General features: G+C 42.3%; 15 protein-coding genes and 2 pseudogenes. 3 read left to right on the forward strand and 14 right to left on the reverse strand.

Annotated elements, in window-relative coordinates:
* Positions 1 to 76: 76 nt before the first annotated feature.
* The 12 genes and pseudogenes from AM231_RS09525 to AM231_RS09575 all read right to left on the reverse strand — a co-directional run bounded on the left by AM231_RS09525 (position 77) and on the right by AM231_RS09575 (position 10,401).
* Positions 77 to 595 (reverse strand): hypothetical protein, encoded by a 519-nt coding sequence (locus AM231_RS09525; protein WP_053493334.1) that lies wholly within the window; start codon positions 593 to 595, stop codon positions 77 to 79.
* 94 nt (positions 596 to 689) lie between these two features.
* The gene (locus AM231_RS09530) at positions 690 to 1,817 is read right to left on the reverse strand and encodes a Ger(x)C family spore germination protein (RefSeq protein WP_053493333.1); all 1,128 of its coding nucleotides are present in this window, start codon (positions 1,815 to 1,817) and stop codon (positions 690 to 692) included.
* Positions 1,814 to 2,908: a GerAB/ArcD/ProY family transporter gene (locus AM231_RS09535; RefSeq protein ID WP_054402408.1), complete on the reverse strand. Its 1,095-nt coding sequence runs from the start codon at positions 2,906 to 2,908 to the stop codon at positions 1,814 to 1,816. Before AM231_RS09535 ends, AM231_RS09530 begins: the two co-directional genes overlap by 4 nt.
* On the reverse strand, positions 2,905 to 4,407 hold the full coding sequence (locus AM231_RS09540; RefSeq protein ID WP_054403595.1) for a spore germination protein: 1,503 nt from the start codon (positions 4,405 to 4,407) through the stop codon (positions 2,905 to 2,907). The genes AM231_RS09535 and AM231_RS09540 overlap by 4 nt, the downstream gene beginning before the upstream one ends.
* 226 nt (positions 4,408 to 4,633) lie before the next feature.
* Positions 4,634 to 4,736: hypothetical protein (locus AM231_RS30430; protein ID WP_423212921.1), on the reverse strand; the 103-nt coding region annotated here is incomplete at its 5' end.
* A gap of 1 nt (position 4,737) precedes the next feature.
* Positions 4,738 to 5,111, reverse strand: a pseudogene (locus AM231_RS29895) (transposase); the annotation flags it as partial.
* 1 nt (position 5,112) lies between these two features.
* Positions 5,113 to 5,669, reverse strand: a pseudogene (locus AM231_RS29900) (transposase); the annotation flags it as partial.
* 172 nt (positions 5,670 to 5,841) lie between these two features.
* A complete protein-coding gene (locus tag AM231_RS09550; RefSeq protein WP_054402409.1) occupies positions 5,842 to 6,771 on the reverse strand; it encodes a poly(ethylene terephthalate) hydrolase family protein in 930 nt (309 codons plus the stop codon).
* Positions 6,772 to 7,039: 268 nt separating this feature from the next.
* The gene (locus AM231_RS09555) at positions 7,040 to 7,474 is read right to left on the reverse strand and encodes a universal stress protein (protein ID WP_054402410.1); all 435 of its coding nucleotides are present in this window, start codon (positions 7,472 to 7,474) and stop codon (positions 7,040 to 7,042) included.
* A 2-nt stretch (positions 7,475 to 7,476) separates the two neighbouring features.
* A complete protein-coding gene (locus AM231_RS09560) occupies positions 7,477 to 8,712 on the reverse strand; it encodes a CynX/NimT family MFS transporter (protein WP_054402411.1) in 1,236 nt (411 codons plus the stop codon).
* A gap of 217 nt (positions 8,713 to 8,929) precedes the next feature.
* Positions 8,930 to 9,490, reverse strand: coding sequence for a helix-turn-helix domain-containing protein (locus AM231_RS09565; RefSeq protein WP_054402412.1), 561 nt, complete (start codon positions 9,488 to 9,490; stop codon positions 8,930 to 8,932).
* Positions 9,491 to 10,167: 677 nt separating this feature from the next.
* Entirely contained in the window at positions 10,168 to 10,401 is a 234-nt protein-coding gene (locus AM231_RS09575; protein WP_053493325.1) for a hypothetical protein, read from the reverse strand.
* Between the two features lie 462 nt (positions 10,402 to 10,863).
* Here AM231_RS09575 and AM231_RS09580 point away from each other — a divergent pair, with 462 nt between their 5' ends.
* On the forward strand, positions 10,864 to 11,151 hold the full coding sequence (locus AM231_RS09580) for a hypothetical protein (protein WP_165593386.1): 288 nt from the start codon (positions 10,864 to 10,866) through the stop codon (positions 11,149 to 11,151).
* Here AM231_RS09580 and AM231_RS28105 read toward each other — a convergent pair.
* Positions 11,141 to 12,061, reverse strand: coding sequence for an AraC family transcriptional regulator (locus tag AM231_RS28105; protein ID WP_242615106.1), 921 nt, complete (start codon positions 12,059 to 12,061; stop codon positions 11,141 to 11,143). The genes AM231_RS09580 and AM231_RS28105 overlap by 11 nt on opposite strands.
* A gap of 464 nt (positions 12,062 to 12,525) precedes the next feature.
* On the opposite strand from AM231_RS28105, the gene rsgA reads away from it, so the two are divergent.
* Both rsgA and AM231_RS09595 read left to right on the forward strand, forming a co-directional pair.
* Complete coding sequence (gene rsgA, locus AM231_RS09590; RefSeq protein ID WP_082341584.1) at positions 12,526 to 13,599, forward strand: ribosome small subunit-dependent GTPase A; 1,074 nt, start codon at positions 12,526 to 12,528, stop codon at positions 13,597 to 13,599.
* Positions 13,600 to 13,809: 210 nt separating this feature from the next.
* Complete coding sequence (locus AM231_RS09595) at positions 13,810 to 14,619, forward strand: AAC(3) family N-acetyltransferase (protein WP_242615107.1); 810 nt, start codon at positions 13,810 to 13,812, stop codon at positions 14,617 to 14,619.
* A gap of 145 nt (positions 14,620 to 14,764) precedes the next feature.
* Here AM231_RS09595 and AM231_RS09600 read toward each other — a convergent pair whose 3' ends face one another.
* Entirely contained in the window at positions 14,765 to 15,760 is a 996-nt protein-coding gene (locus AM231_RS09600; RefSeq protein WP_054402415.1) for an aldo/keto reductase, read from the reverse strand.
* Between the last annotated feature and the right edge of the window lie 25 nt (positions 15,761 to 15,785).

Raw genomic sequence — 15,785 nt, forward strand, 5'->3', positions numbered from 1 at the left:
CCAGTTAATATTGAAAAAAGAGCCGCAATCGCGACTCAAAAAGAATTGAAAACTACATCATGATAGCTGACTATATTTAGTAGTTAAGGTGTAGTAATGGTTTAATATGCTCCTCTGCTGCACGAAACTGATTAGAAAATTCCTTAGAATTCTCGTATTCTTTTGGTAGATCACTTAGAAACAACTTGATCTGATTGTCTACTTTTAACTGTACTTCAGAATCCACACCATTACCTTCTAATTGATTTCTTAGGAGATAACCATACTCATCCCTGAATATCAAAAAATCATTTATTAGAACATCCATATCAGTAAAACTTTTAGTGTTGTTTTTTAGTAGATTTAATCGGTCATTCACTAAAATAATCGATGTATACACATCAAGCATTTGCACAGGATCCCCAATAGACCTTGTATCATTTGTTTGAGCAAGTGTCTCCTCTAATCTCTGCACTCTCGAAATGAAACCCGTATAATAACGGGATTTAACCTCATCTTCTTTCTTAATGCTTAGGTTGTTAATCAATGTACCAATTGAAGCAATAATCAAGCAAACGACAACCAATATCATGATTTTAGAATTTGCTTTCTTCATAAATTAATTTCTACTCGAGCTTTGATTGTACCATTCATTTGAGTCTGTCCTCCATATTGTCTGTTCCCCTGACTATGTCATAAACTTGTCCATATTATTCTACTGCCCCTGTTGCGCCGATCCGAAGGTTAACCTCTACTTGAAATTTAGCACGGGCGAGCTCTTCGCCCCAGCTATCCTGGGCGGCCTTGTATAAAGGATAATGATAGGCTCTTGCATAAAGGCCGAAACCTACCGGGTCAATTTTGTGCTGCTGAAATTTACCGATGAGTTTCTCAATGCTTTTCTTCATTTCGTCGCTTAAATCATTCGCCATTTCCTCGGAATTCTCCTGAAGTTCATATTCAAGAAACTTTTCTGTAATGCTGATAAACGAGTTAATCTTAATGTTGTAGTGGAACCTGCCATCTTCATATGAAGTTTTAATCTTCACAGAAATGTTCCCTATGCTAAAACTCACCAAATCGGTGTTGAAAGGCAACTGTTTCCGCATCCCCTCAACAGGAAAAGTGAGGCTGACTCCGGGTTTAGATTCTTTTTTTAAAATTTGCAGAAGCGAGGTTTCCTGATAACTTAGCGAATCCCGGTACTGACCTTGTTTGGACAGCAGTGTCGTTCCCTTGAGCAATATCTTATTATTCTCAATCATGATCTCCGAGATGGCAGGGGTTATTGCACGGTCATGCAATTGTCTATGAAGCTCTTGCTCCGTCGTTTTTACCGTTGTTGACCGTCTGCTTCCCGAATCGATCAGCCCTCTTAAAAACACGGAAGTCGTTGGCTGATCCTTTGCTTGAAAATGAATGACATCGGTAACGGGACCATCATAAGCAATGATGCGGTCGGCGGTCGTATTGCGAGGGTCGCGGAACGTAACATCCAGCACTTTAAACCAATCCTTATATTGAAGCAGCTTCTTCCCCACAATGATCACCTGGTAATTGCGAAAGGCAACCGTCCCCGGAAACTGGGCGTCCTCCTGATTTCTTGCCTGTCTTAAACCTTCTGCTATTCCTTCCCCTTCTCGGCTTTTCTTCTCAATGTCTTTGCTGAATACCGGTGCTGACAAATAATAATGAAGCTTTCCATCTATGACGTCCAGACCGAGGGATAAAGGTACAGTTGCATCTTCAAGATTGTTTTTGTCACTGCTACAGCTTATCAGTGCAAGCAGCAGCGTGCAGCTCATTGCGACAGCAGAGAATTTTTTGAACCATCTCATGATCGCCTCCCCCCTCTTACCTTTTTGGCGATGGCCACATACAGAAGAAGGCATAAAGGCAAAGCAAATTCCATCACAAAACCAGTGAGGTTTAGGAAGTTATTAACTCGAGCAGCATCGATAAAGCTGGGCTTATAGATGAAAAAACTAACCGCAATTGCGAAACACCACACAACAAGACTCCCTCTTTCTCCACCCCTTCCTAATAGCCATGCCGAATTCATGGATACAAGATGCATGGAAGGGATCCATACGCAAGAGAACACGAACAGATAAAATGCAATGAATGGAACTTCCACCCGTTCGATAAACTGAAGTTCGATCGACTTCATGATGCTGATAACAGGATCATTGAATTCGCCGATTTCATCAGGACTGAAATACACAAAACACACGAGAGTAATACCCAAATATACAAGGCAAGTGAGCGTATTCGATATCACCATAGCTTTCAAAGCTTTTTCTTTATTAACGAGATGGGGGTAAATAAAGAACACGAGACCGATGCCCACCATCGGAAAGAACATGATTTTTACGGTTGAAAGCACCGGAAGCCAGCCCTCTTTTAAGACAGGCAGTAAATAGAGCCAGTGGGCATGGCGAAGCGTAGATAAATAAACGAACGGAATCCATATGGAGATAAGCGTTACAATTTCGCAATACCGTCCGATTGCCTGAAACCCATGCTGGGCAATTTGATAAGTAGGTATGAGCAGGAGCAGTACTAGAACATAGATATACGTGCTGGGCAATAACCAAAGTTTCATAACAAGCGAAGCGATCATAAAGCCGTCATAGGCCAATGGTAAATAATAGGCTATAAAAATTACAGCTGCTATTTTTGATGCCCAGACGCCCATAAATCGTTGGATCAACTCAAGGATCGAACCATTTGGACTATTTTTCATCACCTTAACGAGCACGACAGATGCCAATGTGGCCATTCCCCAGCCAAAAAAAATCGCGATCCAACCATCCGTTCCCGCTTGCCTGGCCAGTTCTCTTGGAAGGGATAAAAACGCCACGCTGATTTGAAAAGCCGAAACCATTAGGGTGAATTGTAGCGTGGATACCGGACGAGTCGTCTTCATCTATTATTTTTCTCCTTCCAGCCTCGATTCCTTCCTTGTCGTCTTTCTTGGATTGTTCTTGTACTTAAGGGACGGTTGGTCATCATCCAAAGCGGCAAACGCAGAAAGGTATCCTTCCAGTCTGGAGCTTTAAATGGTGCAAGCGGTGTACTGTAGGAGGTATCCAGCGAATTCAGCGTAATGAGTCTCGCCATGATGGTCATCATTCCAACGACGAGGCCAATGAAACCGAACCAAGTCGCAAGAACCATGATCATGAACCGCATGATACGGACCGCAGCCATCATGTCCTGATTCGGGATAATGAAAGAGGAGATGGCCGTAAAAGCAACTACGATCACCATGACATTGCTGATCAGCCCTGCTTGCACCACAGCCTGTCCGATCACAATACCGCCGACGATCCCTACAGTCTGTCCGATCGGCGCAGGAAGCCGAACCCCCGCTTCCCGTAACATCTCAAGCGTAATTTCCATAATAATCGCTTCCACGAATGGCGGGAACGGAACTTGTCCCCGTGATTCGCCAAGTGTCAGCAGCAGTTTCATAGGTATGATTTCAAAATGATAGGAGATGACCGATATATAAAATCCGGGCAAAAAGATAGCGATAAAAAACGCAAATATTCGCAGAATGCGAAGGAAAGACGATATCGACCAGCGAGAGCTGTAATCATCCACAGTTTGAAAAAAAGACATGAAAGTTACAGGCGCTACCAAAACACTGGGCGAACCGTCAACGACAACGACGCAGCGGCCTTGTAATATATGCGAAGCGGCCGTATCCGGCCTTTCGGTCGTCAAGATCTGCGGAAGCAGTGCAAGGGGATGGTCTTCAATGAATTCTGCCAGCTCGCCTGTATTGATAATGGCATCTACATCAATGGCTTGTATTCGTTTCTCGAATACTTGAATAATCTCTGGCTCTACAACATCTTCCAAATAAACCAAAGAAACCGCCGTTTGCCCCCTTTTCCCAACGATATAACGCCGCAGCTTCAGCTCTTTATCCGGGATGTAACGACGGATCATGGCAATATTCTGAGAGCCGATTTCAATGAATCCTTGATGTGCACCTTTCAGTGAGGGCTCCTGCTGCGGATCTTCAATCGCGCGCTTTGGCAGTCCCTTCGTATCCAATATATAAGCAGTGGATCGGCCTTCGATGAACAGCAAGCTGTTACCGAGCATTATGTTCAGCTTGAGCACATCCCACTTGGACTCCGGTATTACATAACCTACATTTGTGACGAAGTCTCCGGAAGGGTTCCCCGATTCAAGCTGAAGCGGTGCGAGAACGTCATGATTGAGACAAGTCTTGTCGGTTAATTCGTCCATGTATACGAGAGCCGCTTCTTCCCCAGTTTGTTTAATATGCAGCTTACGTATGATCAAGTCGGGTGTGTCAGTGAAGACTTCTTCAATTCTGTCTATAGATTCTTTTATGTGTGTGGTAATGTGTTCCCCTTGCCCGAAATTGGCTGATCGCTCCTTCACTATCCATTTGCTCCCTTCATCCCCGCATGTTTTCCTTATTATGACGATTTTGGACTTTGATATACATATCCTCTGAGTACACATCCAGTTTCAATGCGGTAATATATCTTATGAAGGCACAGAAAAAGCACCCATTAGGGTGCTCAGATTGTCGAGAAACCCTGTACTTTTTTCAAAGGTACAGGGTTTCTCGACTTTTCTAAAGTGGCTAGGTATGAAAAATGGGGGGCTACCCCCGTTTTTCTAGGCGATCCAGGTGGATCGCTATCTTCTTCATGTTCTGCACGGCTGCTGTCATCAAAGCTTGCTCCCTGACGTTCTGCAGACCGCGTNAGCGAAACCCATGGAGCTCTTTGGCATCCGCGAAGCTTCGCTCAATCGTTTCTTTTCGTTTTCGGTAGAGATATTTCCCGGATCGACTCAACCGGTTGCCTCGCACCCATTCTTTGCTGTCCTCCCAGACGTGACGGGTTACCACCTTTCGGTGGTTGCGAGACCGCGTACATTCGTTTAATAACGCGCAGTTCTTGCAGTGCTGCGGATCCGAAGCATACTGCCGGTATCCCTCTCGGTTGGTCGTCTTGTACGGTAATTCGTGCTTTGCCGGACAGACATAAAGATTGCGCTCTACATCATACGTGAACTTCCATTTTGGGAATAAACCTTGGGTCGGATGGAATCTTCGGTGAGCAATAACAGCAAAAATGNTGTGCATTCCGGTCGGCCTCGACGGCGGTATTAAGTTCACTCACATAATCACGGGTGTTTTGTAAAACCTGTTCCTTGGTGTACTTATGCTTATTCGCATTCGCTTTGACGTGGGTGGAATCGGTAACTAAAACACGTCCGCCTACCATACGATGCTGAATAGCTTGAAGCACAATCTCATCGAAAATCTCCTGGAAAATCTCTGTGTCTTTAAAGCGAGTCCGACGATTCCAACGAATCGTTGAATGGTCAGGCACTTTGTCGGTTAGCCCTAACCCCAAAAACCAGCGGTAGGCAAGATTGGTCTGAATTTCACGTTCGAGTTGACGTTCGGAACGGATGCCGTAAAAATAACCGAGGAATATCATCTTAAATAACACGACAGGGTCAATCGCAGGCCGCCCATTATCAGCACAGTAAAGTGGACGAACCTTTTCGTCGATGAAAGAGAAATCGATATACTTGTCCACTTTACGGAGAAGATGATCTTGAGGAACCAATTCTTCAATCGAAACAAACTCATAAGCCTGCTGTTTTTCCCGGTTAGAACGCAGCATAGTTAACACCCTTCCGAACGGTTTATTTACTTATATTATACAACATAACGCGGTGTCGTGTTGAATTAAATGCATAAAAAATAGCTGCCGAGACTTTCTCGACAGCCTGAGCACCCATTAGGGTGCTTACTCCATAAACATATTAGTTAGAATCATAATTTCAGTGTTACTGTTATGGATGCACGAATTTATTATCATCCATATTTGCTTGTATAACATCCACCCAATTGGTGTTATGCATCATCTCGGAAGAATCCCCATGAAATGCCTTCATGGCTTCCTGATCATCTAGCAGCCGATATCTCATCCAAGCTGTCAAGTACCCCCTATGATTGCCACCATTACCTTCGATCGCTGTATGAGCTGCACCTTTTGCCATCCCCATCATAACTGGCGTGCTTGGGCTAGTACTTTGCATTGCAAATTGATTCGTTGATAGCGGTGAGATTAGAAAATCTCGTGTACCGCCCATAATAAGAAAAGGAACGGTAATACGTGCTGTATCGTACACATCTTCTGGATCACAATACTTCAAATCCGGGAGAGCGATGGATACAATCGTCTTAATCAACGATCCACTTTTATAGTTGGTATGAGCATTAATGGCCCCTGTAGACCCTTGAGAATGTCCAGCTACTCCAATATGTTCCATTTGTATTTTTTGATAAAACAAGCTGTTTGCTTGTTCGTTTTCATTTTTTAAATAATCAATAGCCTCCATAATTTCTTTGCCTGTTCCTGTTGTCTTGCTATAGGAATCTATTACAATGAATCCCCAGCTAGCTAGATGAGTTAAGAGCTCATCATAACGATCTGGCGTGGCATCTGTTCCATTCCCCCATGAAATAATAGGATAGGATTCGTCTTCTTGAAATGTTGGGTAGTATATTCTAAATAAACCCTCCCCGCTCATTCTCTTAACTTCTTCTACCTTTACATGATAGCTTCCTTTCTGTGCATATCGCTGCTCAATGCTTCCTTCTGCAAGTTCTGGTACATTAGAATGAATGATTATTTGTATGAAAATGGTTATTAGAACTGCAACGATAAGGACTAAAGCTGACAACCAAGAAATCCACTTTCGTTTTTTCAAAACCGACATACACATGACCTCTACGATAGTCTATAGATTTCTCTATCGTTTTCTCTGTTAAAGTATGAATCTGATTGAATATACGTAAAAGATGTAGTTATGTTGCATTTCCATAACCCATATTTTCAAACACAGACACCTCATGGGATTTCATTAATAACACAAACGAAAAGCAGCCGATCATTATGTATCGGCTGCCTGCTTGTCTTTATTGTGCTGAGACCTTTCCCATTAGTATAAGTATAACAGTGCACCATCTTTACAGTTACCGAAGCCGTTAATGTACAATGAGGACTGGGCAATTTGATAGCTGTGAAACCTTGTGGCTGACACTTCCAAGCATCATTTCTTTTATGCCACTTAGCCCACGGCTTCCAATAATAATGAGTTGCTGCTCGGTATCCCTTGCATATTTTAAAATTTCATGTGCAGGATCTCCCTTAAGATGAACTGTTTCTGGGTTAATCCCCGCAGATTTTTCTAATTTGAATTTGGCTTGTTGCAACTGTTCCAAACTCGCTTTCTCCATTTCGTTCAATATTTCTTCCAAGAAATTCTCTGGTACATATGTCATGCCATTCGACACATAATCCTGGCTGACATTAACCAAGGTAACTTGAGTTTGTTTGTTTCGGGCTATTTCAATGGTTGCATCGAGAAGTTTGTTCGTTATTTCAGCTTTATCAATGGCCACAATAATTTTATCAAACATATTTATCGTCCTTTCCGTGGCAGCTCGTAACTATTTCGGCTACCTACAAAACGGTTTCTTGCTGCTCCTATACCGACTAAAAAGAGTAAGACCGAAGCGCCAAGCAGAATGAAGAGTGGCAGGTTCCAACTATTTGTCGCATCATGCAGATATCCTATAAGGGCAGGACCGATTGCGGCAAGAAGATATCCGATCGATTGCGCCATGCCAGACAGTTCCGCTGCTTGATGCGCATTTTCAGTACGTAACCCGAAAAACATCATGGACAAACTAAAGGCGAAGCCTCCACCAATTCCGAGTATGATGATCCACAACAGAATGATATTGGAGCTTCCGTAAAGAAGTCCGAGCGTTCCCGTCAAAAGCAAAATGGTTGTGATGACCACTAACAAACGTTGGCTAGACATGCGCCCAGCAATAACGGGGACAATAAAGGTAAATGGAAGCATAGCTAACTGCATGAACGAGAGGTACCATCCTGACTGGCTGGAGTCAATTCCTTGCTGCTTTAAAATTTCAGGTAACCATGCGACCAACACATAGAAAACCATGGACTGTATACCCATAAACAAGGTTACTTGCCAGGCAAGCGGGGATCGCCAAACATTCACATCGTTGCTGGCCATCTGTTGACTCGTCGTAGCTGTTTGCTTCGTCTGATTTCTTAATTGGGGTAACCAACAGAGGATCGATACAAAGCTTAGAATCCCCCATATTCCCAATGCTCCCTGCCATTTTAGACCTGCGTTCACGGCTAGCGGTACGCTGATTCCCGATGCGATTGCTCCACATAAATTCATTGAAATGGAGTAAACACCTGTCATGGAGCCAATGTTATTTGGGAAATCCCTTTTGATTATACTTGGCAATAATACATTACATACGGCAATTGCGAATCCAAGAATTGCTGTCCCAATAAACAGATTAGCTGCGCCCGATAGAGAACGTAATACAATACCAACAGTCAGAAAGATTAGGGCAATCAAAATGATACGTTCAACCCCATACCTTCGTCCTAATTTTGGTACTAGAGGGGATAATAAAGCAAAGGCAAGCAAGGGTACCGTTGTTATCAGGCCTGCTAATGTATTTGAAATATGAACGTCATCCCTTATGAGACTCACTAAAGGACCGACTGAGGTTAAGGGAGTACGTAAATTAGCTGCAATAACAATAATGCCGAGAATGATCAGCCCTATAGAGGATGGTACGGCTTTTTTATTTTGTTTATTCGGCATTCTTCAATTCTCCTTCGTGAATTCATACGTATTATTTGCTTCCATAGAAAAAACTATGCTATAACATTCGCGCGAACAATAAAAGTATATTATAATATATCAAATATAACAAGAAATATTTTATGGTATACCATAACTCGTCTGAACAAAAAAATTACAACTCTGAATTCCCGTCTTGGAATTCGGAGTTGTATTTAATAAGTGGGATTTTCGACTTTTAGAAACCATACTTTAAGGATAAATGGAGCACTGTCTCACTATTCGTATGATTGGTATAAGCGTGAGGAGAATCTGCACGAAAACTAATCGTATCATATTGATTCAATGTGTAAATCTCTCCATTGACTTGTATTTCAATGGAACCCGTCATTACTGTCGCAATTTCAGTTGTATTCACATGATGACCTTCAGGGGAATACGAGCTATTTGGCTGTAAGTATGCCCGACACATTTCAGTATCGTTGCTTTTAAAGACTGGTTCAATGATCCAATTTTTTTGATCATTTGAAAACCGCAATCCTTCGCCTGCTCGATACAAACTAACAGGGTCTTCTGATTTGAACAAAGCTAATAGCGGTAAAGATATGCCTTTTGAAATTTTCCATATAATTGCCAAAGTTGGATTTGTTTCGCCACGTTCGATATTCCCCAGAGTAAGTTTGCTTACGCCCGTTAATTCCGCTAAGTCGTCTAAGCTCATGTTTTTTTCTTTTCTGTACTTTTTCAAGGCACCGCCGATTTGTAATACAATTTGTTTTGATTCATTGACATCATCCATTTGATATTCACCTCAACAATAAACTGTTATAGCTAGTATATTGTTAATCTAGATTCTTTTCCATACGATTAGTATTTGATGGTGGAATAACACTCCTATGCAAAATTCTGCCGTCTATGTAACTAGTCTGCCCGTTAGTTTAAAAAGGCAACTGATCGCTCTGACCAGCTGCCTTCTCTATTTATTCAACTATCGTTTCCCGTTAGCAGGTCTCAGACGCTCGAACATATCCATGGCTTGTACCGACATTGGAACGGGATGTATTACAGCTCATCAATAACGTTGATCATTTAATACATAAGAACCGGAAAAATAAATCAGAGGTTTTTAAAGTAATGGCGGAGTGTCTCTCTGTTGAGCATTCAAGCTCTTATCGAGATTACTGCTTCAGAATGCTCCTACAGAATTATGTCACGTATATCCTTTACTTTAACTTTGATGAATTGAATGACCTTGTGGATTACTTCAACAATACACCGTTATGGTACGAACAGATCATCAATACTATTTTTACCGATGCCATTTTTATTCAGAAAATTCTTCGGGATAATCGTATAGACATAACCAAGTATAAAAATATAACAGACTTTTTCAACGAGAATGCAAGGAGTATATATCTGTAGCCAGGCATGTGAGTGTGAATGCTTCAGCAGCCTTATATGCATCTAATGTTTCCGTTAATATCTCTTTACTTCATATTCGTACGGAATTAATTCATATAAGGCTCGAACATCACAACCGATGGAATCAGCGATCGATATGGCCATTTTGAGTGGCATCACTCTTTTGTTTTCAATAAAGTCGTAAACTCGTTCTGGTTTGATAAGCAAGTCTTTTGCCAGCCATTCCGCTGACTTTCCGGATTCCAACAATCGTTCATTCAACAAGCAACGTCCAAGTTCAAATTTCAAGAAGCAATGACCTCCCGCATAAGATAATACTTCATCTTAAGCGTTGTCCATTGCCAGCATGAATATACTTTATGTAGGAGCGATAACGATCGCATTCCCATGTGTCTGCTCCATGAATTGGGTGAGTTCCGTCGCCGCGCATGGTGTGCAGTATTTCCTTGCTCATTGGCTTCTTTAATCATTAGTTTTTTGATTTATTTGGTAAGATATTCAGATAGAGTTATAACAATCTTAGTGTTAATATTACTCCTGTTGTTTAGGAATCCCACACAACAAAAAATTGGGGGTATTTTACATAATGAAGAAAGATAAAGTTTTAATTTAATTAATCATGTTAATAAAATATTCTAGAGTCATCATATTCGCTCTCGTATTCTTGATTACCGCTACAATTAAACAAATGGAGCAGAATCTAATGAAGTTATTTTACATATGTTTGATGTGTATACATCGATAATTTTCGTGAATGACCGATTAACTCAACTAAAAGAAAACACCAAAAGTTTTAGTGAAATGGATGAACTAATCAATGATTTTATGATTTTTAGGATTCGCTATGCTTCTCTTGTAAGACAACAAATAGTTAGTGATAGTGTTCATTCGGAAGTACTTGCAAAAGTCATCGATCAAATCCAGTTATTTGAAGGTGATTTACCAAAAGAATACGAAAGTTCTAAGGAATTTACTAATCAACTAAATGCAGCAGATCAGCATATTAAACCATTACTATACATTTCGATTAATCTCTAGCTCTAATAGGAACGTATAAATCAACCTTAGCCTTTCCTTCAGGATCTTCAAATGGATTATTCATACAGAATTCAAGACATTCCCGCTCGTCTGGTTCATACTCACTATTTGGAAACCATTGACCGAAAATACTTTGATAAAAAATGCCTAGCTTATCTACTGTGTCATAAAAATGAAACATGCCATAAAGCCCGCCTGGCAATATTCTGAATTGAATTTCAGAATCATGCTCTTTAACAAAAGAGTGTGGTATGGTCACACAAGCGTCATAACGGCATTCGTACTCTTCTGTAATACTTGTATCGTCCAGAGAGATTCCTATGAATTGCTGATTCGGTGGATATAATTGATGCTGGTTTGTCCATGCTAATAATTGCTGCCACGCCTTTTGCGTATCCAGGTAACTTCCAACATGTCTCACGTATGCAACTTCATACTCAGGTAACTCTTTAATTGAAACATTCATTTGCCAAATCCTCCTCAGAAAGTTGTTTTTAACACTTTCATCATATCGAGGAGGATTTAATTCATCTATTTGTTTATTGCCAAGAAATAATGAAATATTGCTATCCTTATTTAAGGCTTTTCTATATTCACTTGGGGTTGTATTGAATTGCTTCTTAAATGCAGAATTAAAACTAGAAGCAGATTCAAAACCGCATAAATTGGAGATTTCTAGTATTGTTCGATTTGAATCAGCCAAATAGTGAATTGATTTATCTAATCTTACTTTTGTCAAATATGCTACGGGCGTTATCCCTACCATAGCCGTAAAGACTCTAGAAAAATGATACTTTGAGAAGTGGGCTGTTTCCGCCATTACGTCGAGTGATATCTTATTACCTAAATTGTTTTCAATAAAATTCAACACCTTGTTAATTCGATCGACGTAATTGTTTTTATTCATCATTTTCTTTATGTCCTTTCGCCGATTCTTATAAAGTCTTATCTACGAATTTCGAAAAAAATTTAATACATAGAGTATTCGCGAAATTATTGAACGATCCTGTCTCATACCCAAACTATACTGTAAGGCATTGATTTTTTTACCAAAATAGGTTATTTTATAGAAAGCTTAGCGATAAGCAAGTTCCTGACACGAAGGGAGATGTGTTTTAATGGCAACTACTTATATGGTGGTTTGGTCTTAAAACTGAATAGCAGGCATACACGAAAAAAGCGGGAAAACGCCCGTGGTATTCGGCATGCCACTCAAAGTAACCTTTCGTGAATATTGCTGTTTGCGGGATACGATGAAGGTCGTATCTTTTTTGCGCCCTGATGCCGCGCGACAGCAGCTTCTTTAGAGGCTGCTTGTCCGTGGCATTTTTGCGTCCAAAAAAACAACATTAAAAAGGAGCTAACAAAAAAATCATGATGAATTTAAAAACCTATGGTTACACAGAAATAGAAGCAATCCCTGATGGATTAATCTCCGGCAGAGTGACGGAGCTTCGACGCGAGCGCTTCACGGTTATGACCGAGCGCGGCGAAGTAATGGCGGTACTCAAAGGGGCGTTCTACCACAGCGCGGAAACGCGCATAGACTTTCCATGCGTCGGTGATTTTGTCTTGCTGCAGTATAACGAGAGCGGAGATTCTCTCATCGTTACGGTACTGCCCCGCCGTTCCAAGTTCTCGCGCGCGGATTACTCAGGGCATGCCGCAGGCTATGCCAAAACCGTGAGGGAACAGGTCGTTGCAACCAACTTTGACTATGTGTTCATCCTCTCTTCTCTGAATTGGGATTTCAATGTTACCCGTATCATGCGGTACCTGACACAAGCCAGGCAGAGCGGCGGCCAGCCGGTCGTCATCCTGACCAAGGCAGATCTCGTTGAAGATCCTTATCGCTCACTCGCAGAAGTTACAAATAACATCCCTGATGTGCCAGTCCACGCGATCTGCAGCCATACAGGTATGGGGCTTAACGAACTCAATCCCTACTTGTTGCCTGGTAAAACAGTCGTATTTCTCGGTATGTCCGGCGTCGGTAAATCGTCTCTGCTCAATGCGTTGATGGAACAGGAAGTCATGAAGGTTCAGGATATCCGGGAGGTCGACAGCCGAGGGCGGCATACGACAACACACCGTCAACTGTTCATGCTCCCCTCCGGTACGATGGTCATCGATACACCGGGGATGCGTGAGCTTGGACTTATTGATGCCGACGAAGGCATACGCGCAAGCTTTACCGATGTGGAGAAGTGGTTCTCGTTATGCCGATTTACAGATTGCCGTCATCAGGCCGAGCCGGGCTGTGCTGTTCTCGCCGCGCTTGCCGACGGTTCGTTGCTGCGTGAACGCTGGGAGCTTTACGTTGCCCAGCAGCATGAGAATAAGTATGTCCAAGATAAAACGAGCTACCTCATCGACAAGAGAGCTCGAAACAAAATGATCGCCATGCAGAGCAAGCAAACGAAGAAAAACGGAGGATGGAAGAAATAAAAGACAGCCGATATCGTAAAGGATTCGTTTCTGAAACGTAACTGTCGTCTTCATAAAACTCATTTGTATAATACAGATCTTTTATGTATAATTCGGGAAGGAACTTCATTTTATAACATAAGGGCTATGCTTTTCTGGCGAGCAGCCAGTAACAACCCCGCTCATGCAGCGGGGTTGTTTTTTTATGTTGTCATATCGGGAGGGATTCGCATGATGGAGGAGCAGGCAATACAGTCAAGAATAATTTTAACGAAGCAAGATCTTATCGAACAGCTCGGACGGTGCGGGGTGTCAGCAGGACAGACCTTAATCGTTCATACTTCTTTGAAAAGTCTCGGTTATGTCGTAGGCGGAGCGGAAACGTTGATCCGTGCACTGCTCACAATCATTGGAGAGCAAGGGACCGTGATGATGCCAGCGCAAACGTGGAAAAATCTTGATCCGGTGACCGGCGTTCACTGGGATGCAGAAGAAGCTTGGTGGCCGATTATCCGGGAACAATGGCCCGCTTACGATAAGGCAGTCACTCCGGCGATCGGGATGGGCGTTGTCGCCGAGATGCTCCGAACATGGCCGGGAGCGCGGCGCTCCGATCATCCGGCACGATCTTTCGCGGCCGTCGGCAAGCATGCGGAATATTTGACGGAAAGCCACGATTTGAGCAATATTTTTGGCCAAGGCTCCCCTCTCGACAAGCTGTACGTACTGGATGGCTATGTACTACTCATCGGTGTCGGGCATGACAAGAATACCTCGCTCCATCTCGCGGAGACCAGGGCCAATTTTTCCGGAAAGACATATGCTGATGAAAGCAGTGCCATGATTATTGACGGACAGCGTAGGTGGGTGACCTATTCGACGCAAGTGGTTGATGATCGGGATTTTGTGCGGTTGGGCGCCGAGTTCGAGCAGGAACATCGTGTCACTGTGCATCAGGTAGGAAACGCATTTGTCCGGCTGATCCGCCAAAGACAGCTGGTTGACTGGGCAGCCACATGGATGGAGCGTAACCGGGTGTAAGGATAGGAAAAGGCATATGCGGAGAGCGCGCGCCATGCGACTTCTCTGCATATGCCTTCGGTATCTTTTGAGTTTATTTAGCTAAAAAGAAAAGTTCCATTAACCGGCCCGTACAGCATTTATTGTCAGGAAATTGTCAAGAGGGTTATAAAGTACCGACAACGGGATGTGGAACATATGGTTCTTCAAGGTATTTAACCTCGTCCGAAGCTAACATAATAGAAAGTGCCCCTACAGCATCTTCTAGGTGACTTACTTTTGTTGCACCAACGATCGGAGCTGTAACAGGTTGTTTTTGAAGTAGCCAAGCGAGTGCAATTTGAGAGCGAGAAACATTATGTTTTTGCGCGAGTTCAGAAACACGGTCAATAATTGCCTGATCAGCAATCATCATGCTATCATATTTTGATTTTTGAGTTTGATCCGTTTCGGAACGATGCGTTTTTTCTGAATTGTCACGCGTGAGTCTTCCCGAAGCAAGGGGACTATATGGAATGACGCCAATTCCTTGATCAAGGCAAAGCGGTAGCATTTCGCGCTCTTCCTCGCGGTAGATAAGGTTCATATGATTTTGCATGCTAACAAATTTTGTCCAACCATTTTTCTCTGCAACAAGATTTGCTTTTAAAAATTGCCAAGCATACATCGCGGAAGCTCCAATATATCTCACCTTTCCAGATTTCACAAGGTCATGTAAAGCCTCCATCGTTTCTTCAATCGGAGTATTATAATCCCAGCGGTGAATTTGGTAAAGATCAACATAATCCGTGCCCAGTCTTTTGAGACTATTATCAATTTCTCTCATAATTGCTTTTCGGGAAAGCCCCTTTGAATTTGGAATATTACTATTTAAAGAATTGCCCATTGGAAAATAAACTTTTGTAGCTATAACAATTTCATCACGATTTGCATATTCTTTTAACACTCGCCCGAGAATTTCTTCGCTAGTTCCATCGCTGTATACATTCGCCGTATCAAAAAAATTAATCCCTAGTTCGAGGGCTTTTCTTATAATAGGACGACTATTCTCTTCATTCTGCACCCAGGGATGAACCCACCGTTCGGCAATTCCAATTCCCATTGTGCCGAGGCAAATCTGTGATACATCTAATCCTGAATTTCCTAATTTCACATATTCCATTTCTCAAACCTCCTAAATTTTATGA

Source organism: Paenibacillus solani (assembly GCF_001277345.1).
Taxonomy (GTDB): Bacteria; Bacillota; Bacilli; order Paenibacillales; family Paenibacillaceae; genus Paenibacillus_AQ; species Paenibacillus_AQ solani.

Coding starts and splice junctions, on each gene's coding strand:
- AM231_RS09560 (WP_054402411.1), bottom strand. CDS start 8,712: ATGCCGAATAAACAAAATAAAAAAGCCGTACCATCCTCTATAGGGCTG.
- AM231_RS09555 (WP_054402410.1), bottom strand. CDS start 7,474: ATGTTTGATAAAATTATTGTGGCCATTGATAAAGCTGAAATAACGAAC.
- AM231_RS09565 (WP_054402412.1), bottom strand. CDS start 9,490: ATGGATGATGTCAATGAATCAAAACAAATTGTATTACAAATCGGCGGT.
- AM231_RS09525 (WP_053493334.1), bottom strand. CDS start 595: ATGAAGAAAGCAAATTCTAAAATCATGATATTGGTTGTCGTTTGCTTG.
- AM231_RS09530 (WP_053493333.1), bottom strand. CDS start 1,817: ATGAGATGGTTCAAAAAATTCTCTGCTGTCGCAATGAGCTGCACGCTG.
- AM231_RS09550 (WP_054402409.1), bottom strand. CDS start 6,771: ATGTCGGTTTTGAAAAAACGAAAGTGGATTTCTTGGTTGTCAGCTTTA.
- AM231_RS09600 (WP_054402415.1), bottom strand. CDS start 15,760: ATGGAATATGTGAAATTAGGAAATTCAGGATTAGATGTATCACAGATT.
- AM231_RS09595 (WP_242615107.1), top strand. CDS start 13,810: ATGATGGAGGAGCAGGCAATACAGTCAAGAATAATTTTAACGAAGCAA.
- AM231_RS28105 (WP_242615106.1), bottom strand. CDS start 12,061: ATGATGAATAAAAACAATTACGTCGATCGAATTAACAAGGTGTTGAAT.
- AM231_RS09535 (WP_054402408.1), bottom strand. CDS start 2,908: ATGAAGACGACTCGTCCGGTATCCACGCTACAATTCACCCTAATGGTT.
- rsgA (WP_082341584.1), top strand. CDS start 12,526: ATGATGAATTTAAAAACCTATGGTTACACAGAAATAGAAGCAATCCCT.